The organism is Alcanivorax jadensis T9 (assembly GCF_000756655.1).
Classification (GTDB): domain Bacteria; phylum Pseudomonadota; class Gammaproteobacteria; order Pseudomonadales; family Alcanivoracaceae; genus Alcanivorax; species Alcanivorax jadensis.
This window is the reverse complement of record NZ_ARXU01000017.1, coordinates 1-20,897: the sequence shown is the minus strand read 5'-3', so window position 1 is coordinate 20,897 and position 20,897 is coordinate 1. Positions and strand designations below refer to the sequence as shown.

The following is a 20,897-nucleotide window of genomic DNA, read 5'->3' as shown; positions in this document are numbered from 1 at the left end:
GTTGCGCCTGTTCTATGGGGAAGCAGCCAGCGCTGCTTTAGCGGTCTCAACCGGGATCCGGGGAACAGAATGCAAGTAGCAGCTACACAGGGAAGGGTCATGGATAGACTCAACATCCTGGTGGTGGACGACAGCACCACCATACGAAGCTTGATCACCGCCAAGTTGCACGAACTGGCTGCCGGCTCCTATGACCTGGACATTGCCCAGGCAGCCGATGGTTGTCAGGCGCTGGCGTGTGCCGAGAAACGCCCCTTTGATCTGATCTTCCTGGATGTGGAAATGCCGGTAATGGGTGGCCTTGAGGCCTGCAGTGTCCTTCGCCAGAAAGGCAGCCCAGCCCGCATTGCTATGCTCTCCAGTATGACCTCCGCAGAAGCCCACTTGGCTGGCCGCCAGGCCGGGTGTGACAACTATCTTGTGAAACCGCCCCATGACGCCGATCTGCGTTCCATCTTACGACTGGCGTCATTACGCAAACTTGCCGCCGGCTGAACAGCAACGTCGATACCAATAACAACGCATGGCACGTTCAAGGGAGAGAAGGCCGGATGCAGGAAAACGACAAGGCACTGCAAAGTTTTCTGATCGAAAGTGACGAAAATCTGGGGCAACTGGAACAGGACATCGTGGCACTGGAGCGCTCACCCCATGATAGTGAGCGTATTGCCAGCGCCTTCCGGGCAATCCATACCATCAAGGGCACCTGCGGTTTTTTCGGGTTCACGCAGCTGGAGACCTTGAGCCATGCTCTGGAAGATATCCTTGGCGCCATGCGCGACGGAGATCAACATATGGATCTTCCACATGCGACCGCGCTACTGGACGGGGTGGATGAAATCCGTGTTTTCCTCAAGCGTATTCACAATGATGGTAAAGACGGAGACCCGGCACCACAGGCCTTGATGGATCGGTTACATGCACTGATCCCTGCCCGCCCGCAAAATGAAGCTGCTGCAGGCCCACCTCAAATCGCGCAGCACCCTCCTCAACCGACCAAACCCGAACAAGCAGAACCAGCGGTAACCCGCGAACAACATGTCATACCGACGAGCGACCACTCCTCGCCGGAAAAAACAGAGCCGGAAAACACCAGCCAGCAACAGGCAGGAAAGAGCGATACCACCGTACGTGTGGATGTAATGCTGCTGGACAAGCTTATGAATGTGGTCGGCGAGCTGGTACTCACCCGCAACCAGCTGCTGCAGCACACCGCTAGCCAGAACGACGCACAACTGGTCAATCTGTCCCAGCGTCTCAACATGGTCACCAGCGAACTGCAGGAAGGCCTGATGCAGACCCGCATGCAGCCCATCCGTAATGCCTGGTCCACCTACCCTCGCCTGCTTCTGGATCTGGAAAGAAAAACCGGCAAACGGGTTACCCCGATTCTCAAGGGTGGCGATACCGAGCTGGACCGCAGCCTGCTGGAAGCGATTCGCGACCCACTCATTCACCTGGTTCGCAACGCCGTGGACCATGGCATTGAGACCCCGGAAAATCGTCGCGCCAAAGGCAAGCCGGAAACCGGCACCCTTACCATGAGCGCTTATCACGAAAGCGGCAACGTCACCGTAGAAGTCCGCGACGACGGCGCCGGGCTGGACAGTGACAAAATTATCCGGCGAGCCATGGAGGTTGGGCTGGTGCGCCCAGAACAGGCGGAAAAGCTCACCGAACGGGAAAAGATTCGCTACATTTTCGAGCCCGGATTTTCCACCGCTGAGACCGTCAGTGACTTGTCAGGTCGTGGTGTGGGTCTGGATGTAGTACGGACCAATGTGGAGCGCATCGGCGGGACCATTGATATCAAGAGTATTCCCGGCCGAGGCACCACACTGAAACTGAAAATTCCGCTCACCCTCGCCATTGTCCCGGCGTTGATCGTGCGTTGCCTCCATCAGCGTTTCGCCATTCCTCAGGTCAACCTGATGGAAGTGGTCTACGTGGAAGCCGACCGTCTCGATAAGGATATCGAGACCGTCCACGACGCCCTGGTCTATCGGCTTCGAGGCAGACTGCTGCCACTGGTCGACATGCGCTCTCTGATGCAGATGGGAGACCAGGAAACACAGAAAGACCAGTTCATTCTGGTGCTCACCGCTGACCAGCAGGAATTTGGGCTGCTGGTGGATGACGTTCGCGATACCGAAGAAATCGTGGTCAAACCCCTGGGCCGACTCCTCAAGGACAACCCCTGCTTTGCCGGCGCCACCATCATGGGCGATGGCCGGGTGGCATTGATCCTGGATGTGAAATCTACCGCGGACTTCGCCGGTGTGACCCGCCACGAACGAAAACTGCGCCAACAGGAAAATCCGCTCGATGCGGAAACCCAGCCTATTCGCGCTGCTGAGAACTATCTACTGGTGCGCCCGGATGCCAGCACTGGTCGCTCTGCCATCGCCCTGTCGAAAGTGTCACGCCTGGAAGAAATCAGTATCGACCTGATCGAATACTCCGCTGGCCGGGAAGTGATTCAGTACCGTGGCGGTATTCTCCCGCTGATTCGTCTTGGTGATAACAGCCACCCTGCCGCGATTGAGCAAGACATTATCCGCATTGTGGTGCAGCCCACCGAATTCGGCGAAGTGGGTCTGGTGGTCAACGACATTATCGATATCGTCAGCGACGACGAGGCGGCCATGCAGCAAAGCGCCCAGACCGAGGGCATCCTCGGCGCCGCTATTCTGCAGGGGCATGTGACGGACTTTATCGATTGTGAAGCCCTGTTCAGCCGATTCAACGGCAAGCTCAGAAATGAGGACAGCAATGGAAACTAACCAACTGATCTGCACATTTTCCGTTGCGGAAAAACACTACGGCGTGGTGGTCGACAACGTTCAGGAAGTCCTGGCCAATCATCAGATTACTGACATTCCGCTGGCACCTCCCGGGGTTCTCGGGCTGATGAATATTCGCGGGCGCATTGTGCCCGCCATCGCCCTTCGCAAAGTACTGCGACTACCTGGCGAAAGCGGCGAAGAAAACACTATCAACATCATCATCAATCACCGCGGCGAGCAAGTCGGCCTGATGGTGGATCGCATCGGAGACATTGTCAGCGTAGAACCGAAAGACATCGAAGCACCACCGGAAACGCTAAAGGGGGCGCCTCGCAAGTTCATGCGCGGCGTATTCCCGGTACAGGGAAAGCTGTACCTGCTACTGGACTTGGACACGCTTCTGGCTGACGAATTGTGCAACCGCTCTGCCAGTCGCGCATCACATTCAGTATTGCAATAACAAGCCACGGGGATAGACAGCAATGACAGATAATCTGGATCACGCAAACGACAACTCTCTTTATAGCCAGGTAGGCGGCGAGGCAGCTGTCCGAGCCGTGGTAACCGAGTTTTACAACCGGGTGCTGGAAGACCAGGCGCTGGCCCCTTATTTCCGCCACAAACAGCGCAACGGTCTGGAGGAATCGCAGGTGCAGTTCTTCACCCAGGTGCTTGGCGGACCAAAAATTTATCAGGGCCGTTCCATGGCCGACGCCCACAAGAACCTGCATATCACTGACAAAAACTTCGACCGGGTGGCGGTTCACCTGAAAGAGACATTGGAGTCTCTGGATCTGGAGCCCAGCCACATCGACACCATCATGAATACCGTTGCGCCATTAAAGAGGGACATCGTGAATACAGACGCCACAGAAACGACCAATGGCAGCGGCCAGCCGACCCCAAATGACACTGCGCTTCGTGATGTGGACACCAGCAAGTCCGTTACCGACAGCCTGGAAGGCGTGAAGAGCACCATGGCCAGCCTGCAAGCCAATGTATTTGTGGCTGACACCAATCTCAATATTGTCTACATCAACCCACGTGCCGCAGAGACCTTGTCCACTATCGCCCAGCCGATCTTCAAGACCTTCGGCGTCAAGATCGAGGATATCCTCAACGGCCATATCCATCGCTTTCATCGCGACCCGAAGCGGGTGGAAAACATTCTCCGTGATCCCAAGGCCATGCCGCACTCCGCGGACTTCAACTTTGGCGGCGTCACCCTGCGCACCCGTATCAATGCGGTGATGAGCACAGAAGAAAAAATTATCGGCTACACCGTCTGCTGGGAAGATGTGACCACCGAACTGCGCCAGGAAAACGAATTCCGCCGCGTGATGAACATGGTGGATCAAATGCCCACCAACGTTTTTCTGTGCGATCGGGATCTGAAAATCATCTATCTGAACCCGGCTGCCACCGCCACCATGGAAAAGCTGGAATCCTATCTGCCCATCAAGGCCAGCGAATTGCTGGGTGCCAATATTGATGTTTTCCACAAACAACCCGAGCACCAGCGCCGCATTCTTTCTGATCCCACCAACCTTCCCTACCGCGCCCGTATCAATATCGGCGACGAGAAAGCCGATCTGCTGGTAAACGCGATCTACGACGCCGAAGGCAACTATGTGGGCCCCATGCTCACCTGGGAAATCATCACCGAAAAAGTGCTGCTGGAAGAACGTATTCGCGGCACCGTGGAAGTGTTGGCTACGTCCTCCGAGGAAATGATTGCTACCAGTGATCAAATGGGCTCTAACGCGGGAGTCACCAGCAGCCAGGCCAACTCCGCCGTGCGCACCGCCGAAGACATCAACGAAAACGTGCAGGCAGTGTCCAGCGGCATCGAGGAGATGGGTGCCAGCATCAAGGAAATCGCCAAGAACGCCACCGACGCCGCCCGCGTGGCCGACGAGGCAGTGAGCATTGCCGAAGGTACCAACACCACCATCAGCAGCCTTGGCACCAGCAGTGCGGAAATCGGCAAGGTGATCAAGGTCATTACCGGCATCGCCCAGCAAACCAACCTGCTGGCACTCAATGCCACCATTGAGGCCGCCCGGGCCGGAGATGCCGGTCGCGGTTTTGCCGTGGTCGCCAATGAAGTGAAAGAACTGGCCAAGGAAACCGGCCGGGCCACCGAGGACATCGGCCAGAAGATCGAGGCTATCCAGGTGGATGTGAAAGGCGCCATCGAAGGTATCGCCCGTATCAGCGAAGTGATTCACCACATCAGCCAGGTACAGGGCTCCATTGCCTCGGCGGTGGAGGAACAAACCATTACCACCAATGAAATGGGGCGTCGTGTCGCCGACGCAGCCAAGGGCACCAACGAAGTCGCCGGTAATATCGGTGGCGTTGCTGAAGCGGCGAAAAGCACCAATGCCGGCGTGGACAGCATGCGTCAGGCAGCCACGGACCTGGCCAAGCTGGCCGCAGACCTGCAGACCCTGGTGGTGGATGCAGAGCGCACCGGACGCGCGGATAACCAGAAATAATTGAGGGACCACGATCATGACTACCACACAAGCACTGGTCATTGATGACTCCCGGGCCATGCGCCTGATCCTCGGGGACCTGCTTCAGCAGTTGGGTTACCAGACCAGCGAAGCCGGTGATGGCCAGCAGGCCATCACCCTGCTGGAGGGGGATGACACTATTCCCTCTCTGGCCCTGGTGGACTGGAACATGCCGGTCATGAACGGCCTGGAATTTATCCGCGCGGTGCGACAAAAGCCGTGCTATAGCAACATGAAGTTACTGGTGGTCACCAGTGAGGCGGAAGTGGGCCAGATGGTCGAAGCCCTCACCGCAGGCGCCGATGAATACCTGATGAAACCGTTTTCCTCGGAGGCCCTTGCCTGCAAGCTGGAAATGATGGGACTCCAACGAGCACAGAGAGCATGAGCAATATTCGTGTCTTTCTGGTGGATGATACTGCTGCGGTTCGGCATATCCTCACCCAGATTCTGGAAGAAGACCCTGACATCGTTGTGGTGGGCACGGCTTCCGATGGACGCCAGGGTCTCGATCGATTGCAAAGGGTGGAAGCGGATCTGCTGATCCTGGATGTGGAAATGCCCGGCATGGGCGGGCTGGAAATGCTCAAGGAACTGAAGGTAAGCCGCCCTGAACTTCCAGTGCTGGTATTCAGCTCCATTACCGAGCGCGGCGCCATGGTAACCATCGAGGCCCTGTCCCTGGGTGCCAGCGACTATGTGCCCAAGCCCGCCATGGTGGGCACCGCCGCCGAAGCGCGGGACTACATCAAGAACAGCCTGCTGGGAAAAATCAAAACCCTGTTGCGACGGGACAGCAAGCCATCAGTGACTCCGACCCCTCAACCCCGTCCGGTAGCATCAAAGCTCCAGCATCATCGCATTCCATCGCGGGTGGATCTGGTGGTAATCGGTGCCTCCATGGGCGGGCCACGCGCTCTGGGCCAGCTGATCCCGGCCCTGCCTGGTGATTTCCCTGTTCCCATTCTGGTGGTGCAGCACATGCCGGCGGTGTTTACCCGCGCCCTGGCCACACGCCTGAACCAGAACGCATCGTTAAGCGTGGCTGAATGCGACAGTAGCCAGCGTGCCGAACCGGGCCAGGTCTGGCTGGCCGCCGGTGACTATCACATGACCGTGGATAAGGTTGGTGACAACACCCTGGTCGCTCCCCAGCGCAGCGAGCCAGTGAATTTCTGCCGACCCGCCGTAGATATTCTGTTTGCCAGCGCCGCCAAAGCCTATGGTCCCAATGTGCTGGCTGTGGTGTTGACGGGGATGGGCCAGGACGGCCTGGAAGGCTGTCGCCAACTGGCCAAGGCCGGCGCACAGATCCTGGTGCAGGACCAACCCACCAGCGCGGTATGGGGAATGCCCGGGGTGGTATCCCGGGCCGGCCTTGCCTGCGCGGAGCTCCCGTTGCAGGACATGGCTGCGGAGATTATGCGACGGGTTAACCGTGGCCGGCCCACGTTTCGTGCACGACAGCTAGCAGCCATGAATCCCGAGGTACATGGATGAGCTGTATCGACGAACACAGCTACCTCACCCTGTGTAATCTCCTCTCTGACCAGATCGCACTCAGCTTGCCACCGGACAAGGTCTACCTGGCCGAAGCTCGCCTGCAGAACCTGGCTCGGCAACACACCCATGGCGACATCAATGCGCTGATCGAAAAAGCCTCCACAGTCGCTGACGATGCACTGCGGACCGAGCTGGTGGAAGCCATGGCAATCAACGAGACCTATTTTTTCCGCGACCCGATTCTCAGCCAGAGCTTTCTCGACACCATGGTCCCTGCCCTGCTGGAAAAAAGGCGACGCGACAAGACCTTGCGGATCTGGAGCGCCGCCTGCAGCACCGGTCAGGAAGCCTATAGCGTGGCCATGCTACTGGACCAACATTTCCCGCAATTGAAAGAGTGGGAAGTCACCCTGATCGCCAGCGATTTCTCCCAGTCCGCATTGAACAAGGCGCAACAGGGCTGTTATGGACTGAACGAGATGAACCGGGGTCTACCCGCCCGCAACATGGCGCTCTATTTCGAACAACAGGGCCTGGATTGGCAGGCCAAACCGGCCATTCGCGAGCGAATCAGCTTTCAGAAAATAAACCTGGTCCGGGAATGGCCGGACAGCCTGCCCGTGTTCGACATCGTACTGCTGCGCAACGTGCTGCTGTACTTTTCCATGGAGGACCGCCAGCGGGTACTGGCCCGGGTTCGCAAACATACCGCCAATGACGGTTACCTGCTGCTTGGCTCCACCGAAAGCCTGGAAAAAACCGCCGGCTTTGTCCCGGCCATTCCCGGAAACCACCGCCCTTTTTACCAACCCGCTTGAAGGTGCTCACATGGATATGTCGTCACAACCCGCCATGCTGTCACAGAAAATTGCCCGTATCGGCGCCAATGTGCTCAGCGATTTCCTGAAAATTCCGGTGCGTGCCCAGAGCGGCCCGCCACCGATGATTCACAATGGCGCAGAGATTTCGATTTCGGGAAAGTGGAAAGGTAGCGTGACCGTCAGCACCTGTGAAAGCCTGGGCCAACGAATCGCCGGCGAGATGTTCCGGAAGGAGGATGATGCAGTGACCGGTGAAGATGTGATCGACGCACTCACCGAACTGACCAACATCATTGCCGGCAACATCAAGGCCATCCTGCCCGGCCCCAGCCAACTATCGCTGCCGGTACCACTGGCTGTACTACCCAGCGAGCATCGTAACAATGTGGATGTACAGTTATTCGATGATCGTCAGGGAATGCTGCGAATCAGCCTGCAGCCAGCGGAGCATTGAGGCGAAGAATCAAAATAAGCGACTAGTGGCTAGCCACGAGCTTCTAGCAAACACGCATAGCACCGTGACATCTACAAAGCCACTGTAGGAGTTCCTCTTGAGGGACGAATCCGAACCTGGGCGAGGACGCAGGCTATGCAGGTGGCACCAGATCACTCTGGCGGCACCTGGCGCTCCTGATCGCCCTGCGGACGGTTTCCTCGCTCCGCGAGGTTCGCACCTCAAGAGGTGCTCCTACAGCGGCTTCGTAGAAATCTGGGGAACATCAATCTTTCCCTGTACAACGAGTGTAGTTCGCATCAGACCGGCTCGCCCTCCGGCCCCGCACTACTGGACCGCAACCGGAACGTACCCTCTCCCATGGCCAGTAGCTGCCCCTGCTGATCGAACACTTCCATGGTGCTGTTATAGATTCGGGAACCACCGGCACGAAGTGTGCCAATGGCACGGATCAAACCTTCACCAGCCTGGCCGGTAAAAGTGTTGGTCATGGACAGGGTAACCGCCTTGCGGACTCTCTCGGGATAGGGGCAGTAGGTTCCTGCACAGGCACCGGCCACATCCATCAGCGTGGCGAGCACGCCACCGTGAATCACGTTGCCCAGATTCAAGTGCTCCTGGCGTACCTGAAGACCCAGTACTGCCCTGCCTTCTTCCCACTCCAGGAAATGCAGCCCGATCAGGGCAGGAAACCCATTATTGAAACGCGCATTGGCGTCTTCCATGGAAAACGCGGATGGCGGTACTGCTGACATGTGTTGTCCTCGACAAGGGGCAATCAGGCCCGTCCCTGCACCATCTGTTCCACCTGAGCCACCACATCCTTGAGTCGTGGCCCCAGGTTTTCAATCAGGGTACGACGACTGAGGCGCAGCGAAGAGCCCCCGCAGTTAAACGGCACCACCTGGGCACCACCATCCAGAATCAGTGGCACGGCAACGCCGCTCACATCCCGGTTCCACTCGCCGTCGGAAATGCAGAAGCCGTACTCCTGATACTCCTCATAGGCGGACTGCAGGCTGCGCTCCAGTTCCGGCCAGGCCGCCGGGTCCTGCCGGCGGATCTGTTCATAATATTGCTCACGCTCTGACTCCGGAGTCGCCGCCAGAAAAGCACGTCCCAGCGCCGAGGTAGCCATGGGCACGCGGGAGCCGATGTTCAGGCGCAACACCAGCGGGCCATTGCCCTGGCATACCTGGATATAGGTCACCTGGGCGCCATCCGGCGCCCCGATCGCCACCATGCAATCGGTGGCATCGGCCAGCTCCTGCATAAAGGGACGAGCCAGTTCACGCACCCCTTCGCTGGCCAGATAACGGTAACCCAGATCCAGGACCCCGGGGCCCAGGCGGTATTTCTCCAATTGCGGCACATAGCGCAGGTAACCGAGCTGGGTCAGGGTGGCTGTCATGCGCGATACCGTTGGACGGGGAATATTGGTGCGCTTGGCCAGCTCCGCGTTGCCAAGGTATTCATCGGACGGACCGAAACAGCGGAGAATATCCAGCCCCCGCGCCAGGGCGGTGACGAAATTCCGGTCTTTGTCGTTGGTGCCCACGTCAGCAACAGCTCTGCGCATTGTTGTATTTCCTTTCAGGCTTCGGGATCGGGAACCGTTCCCCGACACAGCGGGCATAGATTCCACTTATAGTTATGTATTCACCGCGCAAATATAGCAAAAAGCGGTTCCACCTGCATAAGCCAGTCATGGTCATGACCCAAGGCCTCACGCACAATGGGATCCACACTGCAGGCATCTAAACCATGTCATGTTACAGACCGAGCGGTCAATATTTTAAAACTTCGTTCCATTATTGTATTGTGGGTATTCTGACTCAATAAGCAACCGACAAAAGGACATCCCCATGGGCTCGCTGCAACAGTTCTATATCAATGGTGAATGGGTCAACCCTGCCGATGGCGCCAGCAGCCATACCGTGATCAACCCGGCCACGGAAAATCCCTTGGGTGAGCTGGCCATGGGCGGCGCAGCGGATATCGATGCCGCCATTAGTGCCGCGGCAGCGGCCTTTCCGGCGTTCAGCGCCGAGCCGCTGGAAACCCGGCTGGGCTACCTGGAAAAGATTGCCGAGGGTTACCAGGCGCGACTGGAAGAGATCGCCCAGGCCATCAGCCAGGAAATGGGCGCGCCCATCAGCATGGCTCGCAAGGTGCAGGCCCCCATGGGCCTAGGCCATCTGAAAACTACCCTGGCCGTGGCCCGGGATTACCCCTTTGAAGAACAGCTCGGCCAGGCGCAGATTCGACGGGCCGCTGCCGGGGTCTGTTCTCTGATTACCCCCTGGAACTGGCCCATGAACCAGGTCATGTGCAAGGTGGCGCCGGCCATCGCCGCCGGCTGCACCATGGTTCTCAAGCCCAGCGAGTTTGCCCCGCTGTCAGCACAGATTTTGGCCGAGATCATTGACGAAGCGGGCCTGCCGGCCGGGGTCTTCAATATGGTCCATGGTGATGGCGCCCGGGTTGGTCCGCTGCTGTCCAGTGACCCGCGTATTGATGTGGTGTCACTCACCGGCTCCACCCGGGCTGGTGAATCCGTCAGTCGCGAGGCCGCAGCAACCATCAAGCGGGTCTCCCTGGAGCTGGGCGGCAAATCCGCCAACATCCTGCTACCCGGTTGTGATCTGCAAAAGGCTGTTACCCACGGGGTGCGGGCGATGATGAACAACACCGGCCAGAGCTGTAACGCTCCTTCGCGGATGCTGGTACCCGCCGACCAGTTGGCGGAGGCAGAGGCCATTGCCGCCGAAGCCTGCAGCACGATTGTGGCGGGCGACCCGCAGAACGAAGACACCGTGATCGGCCCCATTGCCAATGGCCGCCAGTACCAGCGGGTGCAATCCATGATCGAAAAAGGCGTGGAAGAAGGGGCCAAACTGGTTGCCGGCGGCACCGGCAAGCCGGAGGGACTGGAAGCCGGCTATTTCGCCCGCCCCACTGTCTTCAGCCAGGTCAGCAACACCATGACCATTGGCCGCGAGGAAATTTTCGGCCCGGTACTGGTGATGATTCCCTACCAGAATGTGGATGAAGCAGTGGCCATCGCCAACGACTCCGACTACGGCCTGTCCGGTTATGTGTTCGGGGAAGACAGCGACGCCCGCGCGGTGGCAGCCCGGTTACGTACCGGCATGGTGCATATCAATGGTGCCGGCCCGGATCTGCAGGGGGCCTTTGGTGGCTACAAGCAATCCGGCAACGGCCGCGAATGGGGCCGCTTCGGGCTGGAAGAGTTTCTTGAGACCCAGTCCCTGTTCCTCCCAAGCTGATCCCGCCTCAGGGGTTCACCCGTCATTTACGGACACAAATACCCTTTTTTTGTGTACTGGCACTAGCGCCCCGCCCGGGGCGCCACAGTGCCATTTACCTGTCCTGCTGTAACCCTGAGTATCGTGACATTAGTTAATGTCACAGTTTGACATCCGCCGGAGATAACCGGTCGGGACCAGGAGGACACATGACAACAACAGCATCCAGCAATATCAAAGCCGGTCAGCAGAGCGCACAGAAGGTGCCGCTGGGCGCCACCGTGAACATCCCCCCCCGTCGCCTGGACTTCCAGTTCGACGACAAGACCACGGCGCGCTATTTCTACGATAACGATCCCTTCCTGAGCGCTTTCTGGTTGAGCCTGTCTGCCCTGTTTCCGGAAGGCGAAGCCTTTTTCGTGGACTCCGTGCGCCACTACCGCAAAGAGGTCACCGACGCCAAGCTGAAAGCTCAGGTAGCGGGCTTTATCGGTCAGGAAGCCATGCACAGTAAAGAGCATGAAGCCTGGAACGAGATGGGCGTCAAATTCGGCTACCCCACCGACAAGCTGGACAAGTCGCTGGGCAAGCTGCTCGGCCTGGTGCAGAAACGCACCCCCAAGATTTTCCAGCTGGCAGCCACCGTGTGCCTGGAGCACTACACTGCCATCATCGCCGAGCAGCTGCTGCGCGAGCCGGAGCACCAGGCCCGCATTCTCGACGATGCCACCGCGAAACTGTGGTTGTGGCACGCTCTGGAAGAGAACGAGCACAAGACCGTTGCCTATGACGTGTATGAAAAAGTCAGTGGCAGCTATGCCATTCGTGCCGGTGCCATGATCCCCACCACGGTGCTGTTCTTCGCCGTACTGGGCGTATTTCAGGCGCGCATGCTGGCCTCCGATGGCCGCCTGCTGAACCTGAAGAACAACTGGAATGGCATGAAGTTCCTGTTCGGTCGCAAGGGCTTGTTCACCAAACTGGCGCCCCAGTATCTGGATTTCTTCAAGCGCGACTTCCACCCCTCCCAGCACGACACCGACGCGCTGCTGGACGAGTGGCGTGAAAAGCTGTTCGGCGCCGAAGGCCTGCTCACCGAGCAGCATGCCCAGGCCAGCCAGCGCAAGGGCAAGAAAACCCACTGATCGATTCTGATTCTCTCCTTTCAGGGCCGCTTTATGCGGCCCTTTTTTATTGCAGACGCAGCACGCTTCATGCTCCACGCAATATGTAGGGTGCACTGAGCCTAAGGCGAACTGCACCATCAGGCGCCCGAATGGTGCAGTTCGCCTTAGGCTCAGTGCACCCTACTATCCACCCAGCTATTTCTGTGTTTCTTCACTTGCTTCCACGACAGCGTCCTGTAGAACATTAGCAACTATGGGGTGTCATTCATGAAGTGTCTTTATTTAACCGTTTTCCTTCTGCTGGCTCCGCTGTCACTGTTTGCCGAACCGGCAACCCTGGAACCGGTGACCGTCACCAGCACCCGCATGGAAAGGCCTTTGGCCGACACGCCAGCCGCCGTCACAGTCGTCAATGCCGACAGCCGTCTGCGGGGCCAGTCCCGTCTGCAGCTGGATGAAAGCCTCAACCGGGTCCCGGGCCTTTACCTGCAGAACCGTTACAACTTCGCCCAGGGCTTGCGCCTGTCATCACGGGGTTTTGGTTCCCGTGCTCCGTTCGGGGTCAGGGGACTGCGCCTGAATGTGGACGGTTTCCCGGAAACCCTGCCGGATGGCCAGTCGCAACTGGACAGCATTGATCTGTTTGCGGTGGAACAGCTCACCGTATTGCGTGGCCCAAGCTCCCTGTTCTATGGCAACGCCACCGGTGGCGTAGTGGACATCACCACACAATCCGGGAAAACCCGCAATGATAGCGCCAGCGTGTCGGTGATCGGCGGCAACCACGGACTAAAACAAGCCAATGTGCAGACTTCGGGGCGACATGATCAGGGCCAGCACGCCCTCAGTCTGACGGCTCTGGATTACCAGGGGTTTCGCGAACAGAGTGAGATCCGCAAGTATCAGTTCACCGGTCAGGCCGGCTGGGATCTTGCCGACACCCGCACGGTCACTGTCTTTCTCACCGCCATGGATACCCCCGTAGCCCAGGACCCGGGTGGCTTGACCCGTCAACAGGCTCACCAGGACCGGCAGCAAGCCAGCCGCTTTGCCTCCCTGCTGGATGCCGGTCAGCAGGTCGACCAGCAACGCCTGGGCCTGCATTACCGTGATGACGACTTCGTCAACGGACGGCTCAATGCCCGAGCCTTTATCAGCCAGCGAGATTTTCGCCAGCAACTGCCCTTCCCCGGCAGCAGCCTGATTGATTACCACCGGCTGTTTTACGGCGCTCGGCTGGATTACACCCTGCCCTTTACCGTATTGACGCTACCGCACCGGCTGTTAGTGGGCGTCGATATGGATCGTCAGCAAGACGACCGTGGTCGCCGGGCGGTCAGCCCCACTGGCAACATCACTGCCGTCACCGCCGACGAAGAACAACAGGCCAGCGCCGACGGCATTTTTCTGCAACTGGATAGTCACTTGTCCGATCGCCTGATGCTCACAATCGGTGGTCGGGCAGATCGGCTGCGCATGACCATCGACGATGCATTACTGACTGATGGCAACGACAGTGGTCGCCGGGAGTTTCAAGAAAACAGCTATAGTGCCGGGCTGAGCTGGCAAGTCAGCCCCGCACACACACTCTACACCACGGTCAGTTCTGCCTTTGAAAGCCCTACCTTTACCGAACTGGCCAACCCTTCCGGAGCGGGCGGTTTCAATCCGGACCTGGAACCGCAAACCGCACTGAACCGGGAGGTGGGCGCCCGTGGTGCGTTGGGTGATCGTCTCTTCTACGAAGCGGCTCTATTCCGGGTAGATGTGGATGATGAAATTACCCCCTATGAGATCGGCGGCCGCACCTTTTACCAGAACGCCGGCCAGACTCGCCGCGATGGCCTGGAGCTGGGGCTGGAACATGCCACCACAGACCAGCTTACCCTGGCCCTGTCCTGGACCTGGTCCGATTTCCGTTTCCAGGAGTTTTTCGACACCCAGCAGAATGCGGATGTGAGCGGCAAACGTTTACCTGGGATCCCGCAACATCAGCTGTTTGCACAGGTTGACTGGCAGGCTGAAAGCGGCCTGTTTGCGTCAGTGGAATCGATCCTGGGCGGCCACCGCTATGCGGAAAACACTAATCGAACGCGGGTCGGCAGCGAGTGGCTGGTGAACCTGCGGGGAGGGAAAGCCTGGAAGCGGAACCAGCAAACCGTGACCCTGTTTGCCGGCATCAACAATCTGCTGGACCGCGACTATTACAGCAACCTTCGCATCAACGCCAATAGCGACCGGCCAGTGCAAAACCGTGGTTATTTTGAGCCCGGGCCGGGTACAACCTATTACTCAGGCATTACGCTGGATTGGTAACCCCCGTTCTTGTGGGAGCCATGCGTGTATGGCAAATCATGGGGTGTATCGACCGCCAAGATCTGGATAAAACGTAGGGTGCACTGAGCCTAAGGCGAACTGCACCCTACGTCCTGGAAAACCACGGATGCTTGCGACCATAAAAAAGCCCCGCCCGCGAAAACGCGACCAGGGCTTTCTTGCCAACCACAATCAGAACGCAGACACACCGCCATCCACGGCAATGGCCTGACCATTCATGTAGCTGTTGGCTGGCGACAGCATCATCAGCATGACGGTGACAATTTCTTCCGGCTGACCCAGCCGTTTCATGGGGCAACCGGACGCCAGCATGGCATGCATGGCAGCCTTGTCTTCAGACAAATTGCCTTCGTCCACCATGGGCGTATGGGTATAGAACGGGCAGATCGCATTGACACGGATATTGCGCTTCGCCAATTCCACTGCGGCGGTTTTGGTCAACCCGATCACCGCGTGCTTGGCGGCGGAATAGGCCCCGATCTTCGGTGCACCACCCAGACCCGCCATGGAACTCACGTTGACAATACTGCCACCGTTTTCCTTCATAGCAGCGATCTGGTGCTTCATACCGAACATCACGCCTTTCACATTCACGTTCACCTGCTGATCCAATACTTCCTCGGTGAGCTGATCGAAAGGGATAAAACCATGGGCGATGCCGGCATTGTTCACCGCCATATCCAGGTGGCCAAACTGCGCCAGTGCGGTTTCCACCATGGCCTTACAGTCCGCTTCACTGGAGACATCACAACGCAACGCCGCCACTTTAACGCCCTGATCCGCCAGCGCCTCGGCTTGCGTGTTCAGGGCATCCATATTGATATCCCCCAACACCAGCGCCGCCCCACGCTTGCCCAGCTCTTCGGCCAGCAACTTGCCAAAACCACTGGCCGCGCCGGTAATCAGCGCTGTCTTGCCGGTAAAATCCAGAATTGGATCCATGAAAGGTTCTCCTGAAAGTCGAACAGCGACGAGCCACTAGCTTCTAGCTCGTAGCTCGTAGCTATTTAGATGGTCATGCCACCGTCTACCACAACGCATTCCCCGGTCACATAACTGGACGCATCGGAGACCAGATACAGCACGGTGCCCGCCATCTCTTTCGGATCGGCATGGCGGCGCATGGGGATCTGGCTGATGGCGGAATCATAGATGTCCTCGTTGGTAAACAGGGCACCGGCAAACTTGGTCTTGGTCAGGCCCGGCAGCAACGCATTCACCCGCACATTGAACTGAGCGCATTCCTGAGCGAAGGATTTGGTCATGCTGATCACCGCCGCCTTGGAGATGGAATAGATACCCTGCATGTCGCCCGGAGTGAGGCCATTCACGGATGCCGTATTCACGATGGCGCCTCCACCGTGCTCGCGCATCAGCTTGGCGCCCTCTACGGACATGTAGAAGTAACCACGCAGGTTCACATCCACAGTCTTGTCGAAAGCGTCCACCGGGGTATCCAGAATATGCCCGAAGAAGGGATTGGCCGCGGCGTTGTTGACCAGAATATCCAGCTTGCCGTGCACATCACGGATATGGGAAAAGATCGCCTGGATCTGCGCCATCTCTCCGATATGACAGGGAAAGGCTTCGGCACTACCACCGTCTGCCTTGATCGCATCCGCCACCGCCTGACAGCCATCGATCTTGCGGCTGGAGACAATCACGTGGGCGCCCTGCTCCGCCAGCAGTCTGGCAATCTCTTCACCAATTCCCCGGCTGGCGCCGGTAACCAGGGCAATCTTGCCCTCAAGGTTAAACAGCTTGGTACTCATTACTACTCTCCCGAAAAAAGCAAAAAACAATACGGTGGGAGCCATGCTTGCAGGGCGAACCGGAGCGACTGCCAATTCGCCATGCAAGCATGGCTCCTACAATGGGGCTTACGCCCCTTCTTTGATGATCTGTACGGCCATGGATGCCAACGGGTCGACCAGCGCACCGACTTGAAACGCCTCTTTGCTGGACGCGTTCCCATCCACAGCACGTTTCGCCACACCCTGACAGATGGCAGCAAGACGGAAGAAACTGAAGGCCAGATAGAATTCCCAGTTGTCGATGCGGTCGATGCCGCGACGCTGGCAGTACTGATCGACATATTCTTTTTCAGTGGGGATCCCCAGAGCCTTACGATCCACACCCTGCAGGCCCGCCATCTTGGCGCCCCGCTGTGGCATGCGCATCCCCATACACTGGTAGGCCAGGTCCGCCAGCGGGTGCCCCAGGGTGGACAGCTCCCAATCCAGCACCGCGATGACCTTCGGCTCGCTGGGGTGCCACATCATGTTGTCCAGCCGGTAGTCGCCATGAACCAGCGATACCTGGCCGTCGTCTTCCGGCTGGTTGGCCTGCAGCCAGGCGATCAACTCGTCCATGGCAGGGATGTCCTGCAACTTGGAGGCTTCGTACTGCTGGGTCCAGCGTCCCAGTTGCCGCTCGAAGTAGTTGCCGGGCTTGCCGTAATCCGCCAGGCCCACCTCGTCCTGATCCACGCTGTGCAGGGCTGCCAGCACACGATTCATCTCTTCGTACATGGCAGCGCGGGTGGCGTTGCCTGCCACGCCCTCGCCGGCTTCCGGCAAAGAGGCGCCCCACAGAATGCGTCCTTCACAGAACTCCATGACGTAGAACATGGAACCGATCACGTCCCTGTCTTCGCACAGATGCAGTACCCGTGGCACCGGTACATCCGTATCTTTCAGAGCCGCCATGACGCGGAACTCGCGATCCACCGCATGGGCAGACTTGAGCAGCTTGCCCGGCGGCTGCCGGCGCAACACATAGGCACCAGACGGTGTAGTGATCTTGAAGGTGGGGTTGGACTGACCGCCTTCGAACTTGTCAGCCTCGATGGGCCCCTTGAAGCCATCGATTTGCTGTTCAAGGTATTCGGCCAGTTTCTGTGTATCCAGCGTATCCACCTGGGACATGGAGCTCTCCTGTTATTCTGTTTGCTGCGCAATAGGCAAAGCCCGGAGTGCAATAAACACCCCGGGCAAACACCGCTTCTCAGGCGAAGTATTTGGCCAGGTTGCGGCCCAGCTGCATCATGTGCACCTGATCCGGTCCATCCGCCAGCCGCAAGGTGCGGGCATAGCTGAAGAAGTTGACCAGCGGAGTATCCTGGCTCAGCCCCGCCGCCCCGTGGACCTGAATCGCCCGATCAATCACATTTAACGCCATATTGGGTGCAACCACCTTGATCATAGCGATCAAATCCTTGGCGACTTTGTTACCTTCGCGGTCCATGGTGTCTGCCGCCTTCAAGGTCATCAGCCGTGCCTGCTCGATTTCACAGTAGGAACGAGCCAGATCTTCACGCACTGAGCCCTGCTTGCTCATGGGCTGGCCGAACACCACACGCTCATTGACACGCTTGGCCATCAGTTCGAAGGATTCCTGGGCGGCACCGATCAGGCGCATGCAGTGGTGGATGCGGCCCGGGCCCAAGCGGCCCTGAGCAATCTCGAAGCCACGCCCTTCACCCAGGATCATGTTTTCCTTGGGCACCCGTACGTTGTCAAAGACCACTTCCGCATGGCCTTCCGGCGCGTCGTTGTAACCAAACACCTGCATCGGGCGCACGATATTGACCCCGGGGGTGTTGGTGGGCACCAGAATCTGGGACTGCTGCGCATGGCGATTCGGATTGTCCGGATCGGTCTTGCCCATCACGATCATGATCTCGCAGGTCTTGCGCATGGCGCCGCTGATATAAAACTTGCGGCCATTGATCACGTAGTCGTCGCCGTCACGCTCAATGCGGGTTTCGATATTGGTGGCATCGGACGACGCCACTTCCGGCTCGGTCATAGCAAAGGCACTGCGGATACGGCCTTCCAGCAGCGGTTGCAGCCAGTCTTTCTTCTGCTGCTCATTGCCGTACTTGGCCATCACTTCCATATTGCCGGTATCCGGCGCGGCGCAATTAAAGGCTTCCGAGGCAATACGGCTACGGCCCATTTCCTCGGCCAGCGGCGCGTATTCCAGATTGCTAAGACCGGCACTGTAATCCCCGTATTCCTTGGGCAGGAACAGATTCCACAGCCCCTTGGCCCGGGCTTTCTCTTTCAGCTCTTCCATTACCGGCGGGGTTTCCCACGGGCTTTTTTCCAGCTGTTCGTGATAAAGCCCTTCCACCGGGCGAATCTCGGTATTGATGAAATGACGTACCTGGTTGATCAGGTCCTGCACTTTTTCTGTGTATTGAAAATCCATGTAGCTCTCCCTTGTTTGCTTATTCGTTACAGTCTTTGTGCTGCGTTAAAAGTAAGTAATGGCTTCAAAGCGATCCGGACGATCCAGGTGCGGCACATTGTTAAAACTGGCCATGCGCACCACCTTGTTATTAAAAAAGCCGTGGGTCACGCTGCTGTTGCGAATTTGCAGATTCAGTTCCACCACGGTGTCATCGGCGGCGTTGAGGGCATGCTTGAGAAACATGGCCATGGCGCCACCGGAGCTGACGATCAGAACGCGGTCCTTGTCGCTGTACTCTTTCTGGATATGGTTGCGGGCCGCCAGCACCCGGTCAGAAAAGGACTGCCAGGTTTCCGGTAGATCACCGGTGAGCTCGTCCAGACGCCAGTGCTTCATGGCCGTTTTCAGCGCCTTGTAGAATGCCGCCACTGGCGCCCCTTCACCGGGGGCCTGTTCCGGATACTGGCTCAGGTAGGCATCAACGATAGACTGGAAATCGAACTCATTAAGCCCGGCGTGAATATCTTCCGGCAACGCCACGCCCAGCCCTTCACAGATTCCGGCACCGGTTTCCCGATGGCGCACCAGATCCCCGGAGAGCAGCGCATCGAAGCCCATGTCCCGTTCGGCGAAATACTCCCCCAGCCAGCGAGCCTGCTGGTGGCCGAGTTCCGAAAGGCGGTCATAGTTGTCGGTGCCGAACGATGCCTGTCCGTGGCGGACGAGGTAGAACTGGGCCATGTGAAATCCTTACAGCTGGCAAGAGATCGGTTAGCAATGATCCCAGCCTAGTGCAGCACCTTGAGTTAGTGAAATTGATATTTTGAATCCGGCAGAATGAATATGCTGCATGGCGATTTGGCTGTTATTCGGAATAGTGTTCCGATACCTTCGATTCCTGCCCTCTAACAGCCGGAGCCCCCTCATGACAGATCTGACCCTCACCAGTGGCTTTGTTCAGGCCAGTGAAAACGGTGCCGTCCTGCATCTGACGCTGGACCGGGCTGACAAGCTCAATGCCATGACCGCCAGCATGTACCAGGACCTGACCCGTGCCGTAAACCATCTGGCAGAAAGGGACGATCTGCATGTGTTACTGCTGACCGGCAACGGCCGTGCCTGGTGCGCCGGCAACGATATCGGCGATTTCCTCAACGCGGACCCGGCCAGCCGGGATAGCGGCAAGCTCAGCCCCGCCATGGTGCTGGTGCATGCCCTGATGGCCCTGGACAAGCCAGTGGTGATTGGCGTGCAGGGCAACGCCACCGGCATCGGCACTACCCTGCTGCTCCATGCGGACCTGGTGGTGGCCGCCGACGATGCCCGCTTCCAGACCGCGTTCATTAACCTGGGGCTAGTGCCGGAAGCGGGTTCCAGCCTGCTGCTCCCCGCTTTGATAGGTCGCCAGAATGCCAACCGCCTACTACTGGCCGGCGATACCCTGACAGCGGAGGAAGCGGAGCGCTGCGGCCTGGTCGCCTACCGGGTCACTCCTGACGAACTGGAGCCCACCGCCCAGGCTCTGGCCCAGCGACTGGCAGAAAAATCTCCAACAGCCATGGCCATGACCAAGCAACTGCTGCGCCAGAGCGACGCAGCCATTAAGAGCCAGATCGAAAAAGAAAGTGTGCTGTTTGCCGAGCGGATGTTCAGCGAGGACACAAGGGAGCGGTTTTCTAAATTCCTAAAAGGAAGTTGATAATTCACAGTTGAAAGTTGACAGCGAAACCCCAGGCAAGAATTTCTCTATATGAAAAACGCCGAAGGCAACGACATGGTTATAGGCGCGGCTCCGGCGTTAAAAACGCGATCAAATTTTCCCGTGTAGCTGTCAACTGACAACTATCAACTGTTAAGGAAAGTCTGAATAACTCGCTCTTT

Annotated in this window: 19 protein-coding genes; 12 read left to right on the top strand and 7 right to left on the bottom strand. The window is 58.1% G+C overall.

The window, feature by feature from the left end; genetic code table 11:
* Window positions 1-99: 99 nt before the first annotated feature.
* The 8 genes from T9A_RS15670 to T9A_RS16715 are packed head-to-tail and all read left to right on the top strand — an operon-like array spanning window position 100 to window position 8,086.
* Window positions 100-495, top strand: a complete 396-nt coding sequence (locus tag T9A_RS15670) for a response regulator (RefSeq protein WP_035250408.1) — start codon at window positions 100-102, stop codon at window positions 493-495.
* 56 nt (window positions 496-551) lie between these two features.
* A complete protein-coding gene (locus T9A_RS15665) occupies window positions 552-2,783 on the top strand; it encodes a chemotaxis protein CheA (RefSeq protein ID WP_035250293.1) in 2,232 nt (743 codons plus the stop codon).
* Window positions 2,773-3,246 carry a chemotaxis protein CheW gene (locus tag T9A_RS15660; RefSeq protein ID WP_052043103.1) on the top strand — a complete coding sequence of 158 codons (474 nt, stop codon included), beginning with the start codon at window positions 2,773-2,775 and terminating at the stop codon, window positions 3,244-3,246. Before T9A_RS15665 ends, T9A_RS15660 begins: the two co-directional genes overlap by 11 nt.
* Before the next feature lie 22 nt (window positions 3,247-3,268).
* Window positions 3,269-5,287 (top strand): methyl-accepting chemotaxis protein, encoded by a 2,019-nt coding sequence (locus T9A_RS16720; RefSeq protein ID WP_052043102.1) that lies wholly within the window; start codon window positions 3,269-3,271, stop codon window positions 5,285-5,287.
* Window positions 5,288-5,303: 16 nt separating this feature from the next.
* Complete coding sequence (locus T9A_RS15650; protein ID WP_035250290.1) at window positions 5,304-5,696, top strand: response regulator; 393 nt, start codon at window positions 5,304-5,306, stop codon at window positions 5,694-5,696.
* Entirely contained in the window at window positions 5,693-6,808 is a 1,116-nt protein-coding gene (locus T9A_RS15645) for a protein-glutamate methylesterase/protein-glutamine glutaminase (RefSeq protein ID WP_035250288.1), read from the top strand. The genes T9A_RS15650 and T9A_RS15645 overlap by 4 nt, the downstream gene beginning before the upstream one ends.
* Complete coding sequence (locus tag T9A_RS15640) at window positions 6,805-7,629, top strand: CheR family methyltransferase (RefSeq protein WP_084573534.1); 825 nt, start codon at window positions 6,805-6,807, stop codon at window positions 7,627-7,629. The genes T9A_RS15645 and T9A_RS15640 overlap by 4 nt, the downstream gene beginning before the upstream one ends.
* A 10-nt stretch (window positions 7,630-7,639) precedes the next feature.
* Window positions 7,640-8,086 (top strand): chemotaxis protein CheX, encoded by a 447-nt coding sequence (locus tag T9A_RS16715; protein WP_052043100.1) that lies wholly within the window; start codon window positions 7,640-7,642, stop codon window positions 8,084-8,086.
* Between the two features lie 299 nt (window positions 8,087-8,385).
* Here T9A_RS16715 and T9A_RS15630 read toward each other — a convergent pair whose 3' ends face one another.
* Entirely contained in the window at window positions 8,386-8,841 is a 456-nt protein-coding gene (locus T9A_RS15630; protein ID WP_084573532.1) for a PaaI family thioesterase, read from the bottom strand.
* 23 nt (window positions 8,842-8,864) lie between these two features.
* Complete coding sequence (locus tag T9A_RS15625) at window positions 8,865-9,665, bottom strand: IclR family transcriptional regulator (protein ID WP_035250286.1); 801 nt, start codon at window positions 9,663-9,665, stop codon at window positions 8,865-8,867.
* 286 nt (window positions 9,666-9,951) lie between these two features.
* Here T9A_RS15625 and T9A_RS15620 point away from each other — a divergent pair, with 286 nt between their 5' ends.
* The 3 genes from T9A_RS15620 to T9A_RS15610 all read left to right on the top strand — a co-directional run bounded on the left by T9A_RS15620 (window position 9,952) and on the right by T9A_RS15610 (window position 14,798).
* On the top strand, window positions 9,952-11,376 hold the full coding sequence (locus T9A_RS15620; RefSeq protein ID WP_035250284.1) for an aldehyde dehydrogenase family protein: 1,425 nt from the start codon (window positions 9,952-9,954) through the stop codon (window positions 11,374-11,376).
* A 188-nt stretch (window positions 11,377-11,564) separates the two neighbouring features.
* Complete coding sequence (locus T9A_RS15615; RefSeq protein ID WP_052043098.1) at window positions 11,565-12,500, top strand: metal-dependent hydrolase; 936 nt, start codon at window positions 11,565-11,567, stop codon at window positions 12,498-12,500.
* A gap of 249 nt (window positions 12,501-12,749) precedes the next feature.
* Complete coding sequence (locus tag T9A_RS15610) at window positions 12,750-14,798, top strand: TonB-dependent receptor family protein (RefSeq protein ID WP_035250282.1); 2,049 nt, start codon at window positions 12,750-12,752, stop codon at window positions 14,796-14,798.
* Window positions 14,799-14,990: 192 nt separating this feature from the next.
* Here the strand turns inward: T9A_RS15610 and T9A_RS15605 are convergent, their stop codons facing one another.
* The 5 genes from T9A_RS15605 to T9A_RS15585 all read right to left on the bottom strand — a co-directional run bounded on the left by T9A_RS15605 (window position 14,991) and on the right by T9A_RS15585 (window position 19,757).
* Window positions 14,991-15,761 carry an SDR family NAD(P)-dependent oxidoreductase gene (locus tag T9A_RS15605; protein ID WP_035250280.1) on the bottom strand — a complete coding sequence of 257 codons (771 nt, stop codon included), beginning with the start codon at window positions 15,759-15,761 and terminating at the stop codon, window positions 14,991-14,993.
* A 65-nt stretch (window positions 15,762-15,826) separates the two neighbouring features.
* The gene (locus T9A_RS15600) at window positions 15,827-16,591 is read right to left on the bottom strand and encodes an SDR family oxidoreductase (protein WP_035250278.1); all 765 of its coding nucleotides are present in this window, start codon (window positions 16,589-16,591) and stop codon (window positions 15,827-15,829) included.
* A 108-nt stretch (window positions 16,592-16,699) separates the two neighbouring features.
* Window positions 16,700-17,746: a phosphotransferase family protein gene (locus T9A_RS15595; protein ID WP_035250276.1), complete on the bottom strand. Its 1,047-nt coding sequence runs from the start codon at window positions 17,744-17,746 to the stop codon at window positions 16,700-16,702.
* Window positions 17,747-17,825: 79 nt separating this feature from the next.
* Window positions 17,826-19,034, bottom strand: coding sequence for an acyl-CoA dehydrogenase family protein (locus T9A_RS15590; protein WP_035250274.1), 1,209 nt, complete (start codon window positions 19,032-19,034; stop codon window positions 17,826-17,828).
* Between the two features lie 45 nt (window positions 19,035-19,079).
* Window positions 19,080-19,757: a histidine phosphatase family protein gene (locus T9A_RS15585; RefSeq protein WP_035250272.1), complete on the bottom strand. Its 678-nt coding sequence runs from the start codon at window positions 19,755-19,757 to the stop codon at window positions 19,080-19,082.
* 184 nt (window positions 19,758-19,941) lie between these two features.
* On the opposite strand from T9A_RS15585, the gene T9A_RS15580 reads away from it, so the two are divergent.
* Entirely contained in the window at window positions 19,942-20,715 is a 774-nt protein-coding gene (locus tag T9A_RS15580) for an enoyl-CoA hydratase/isomerase family protein (protein WP_035250270.1), read from the top strand.
* The last annotated feature ends 182 nt before the right edge of the window (window positions 20,716-20,897 follow it).

Excerpts from the sequence above, each read along its gene's own strand:
- T9A_RS15600 (WP_035250278.1), bottom strand. The coding sequence starts at position 16,591 with ATGAGTACCAAGCTGTTTAACCTTGAGGGCAAGATTGCCCTGGTTACC.
- T9A_RS15645 (WP_035250288.1), top strand. The coding sequence starts at position 5,693 with ATGAGCAATATTCGTGTCTTTCTGGTGGATGATACTGCTGCGGTTCGG.
- T9A_RS15615 (WP_052043098.1), top strand. The coding sequence starts at position 11,565 with ATGACAACAACAGCATCCAGCAATATCAAAGCCGGTCAGCAGAGCGCA.
- T9A_RS16715 (WP_052043100.1), top strand. The coding sequence starts at position 7,640 with ATGGATATGTCGTCACAACCCGCCATGCTGTCACAGAAAATTGCCCGT.
- T9A_RS15665 (WP_035250293.1), top strand. The coding sequence starts at position 552 with ATGCAGGAAAACGACAAGGCACTGCAAAGTTTTCTGATCGAAAGTGAC.
- T9A_RS15650 (WP_035250290.1), top strand. The coding sequence starts at position 5,304 with ATGACTACCACACAAGCACTGGTCATTGATGACTCCCGGGCCATGCGC.
- T9A_RS15620 (WP_035250284.1), top strand. The coding sequence starts at position 9,952 with ATGGGCTCGCTGCAACAGTTCTATATCAATGGTGAATGGGTCAACCCT.
- T9A_RS15605 (WP_035250280.1), bottom strand. The coding sequence starts at position 15,761 with ATGGATCCAATTCTGGATTTTACCGGCAAGACAGCGCTGATTACCGGC.
- T9A_RS15670 (WP_035250408.1), top strand. The coding sequence starts at position 100 with ATGGATAGACTCAACATCCTGGTGGTGGACGACAGCACCACCATACGA.
- T9A_RS15640 (WP_084573534.1), top strand. The coding sequence starts at position 6,805 with ATGAGCTGTATCGACGAACACAGCTACCTCACCCTGTGTAATCTCCTC.
- T9A_RS15595 (WP_035250276.1), bottom strand. The coding sequence starts at position 17,746 with ATGTCCCAGGTGGATACGCTGGATACACAGAAACTGGCCGAATACCTT.
- T9A_RS15580 (WP_035250270.1), top strand. The coding sequence starts at position 19,942 with ATGACAGATCTGACCCTCACCAGTGGCTTTGTTCAGGCCAGTGAAAAC.
- T9A_RS15630 (WP_084573532.1), bottom strand. The coding sequence starts at position 8,841 with ATGTCAGCAGTACCGCCATCCGCGTTTTCCATGGAAGACGCCAATGCG.
- T9A_RS16720 (WP_052043102.1), top strand. The coding sequence starts at position 3,269 with ATGACAGATAATCTGGATCACGCAAACGACAACTCTCTTTATAGCCAG.
- T9A_RS15625 (WP_035250286.1), bottom strand. The coding sequence starts at position 9,665 with ATGCGCAGAGCTGTTGCTGACGTGGGCACCAACGACAAAGACCGGAAT.
- T9A_RS15590 (WP_035250274.1), bottom strand. The coding sequence starts at position 19,034 with ATGGATTTTCAATACACAGAAAAAGTGCAGGACCTGATCAACCAGGTA.
- T9A_RS15660 (WP_052043103.1), top strand. The coding sequence starts at position 2,773 with ATGGAAACTAACCAACTGATCTGCACATTTTCCGTTGCGGAAAAACAC.
- T9A_RS15610 (WP_035250282.1), top strand. The coding sequence starts at position 12,750 with ATGAAGTGTCTTTATTTAACCGTTTTCCTTCTGCTGGCTCCGCTGTCA.
- T9A_RS15585 (WP_035250272.1), bottom strand. The coding sequence starts at position 19,757 with ATGGCCCAGTTCTACCTCGTCCGCCACGGACAGGCATCGTTCGGCACC.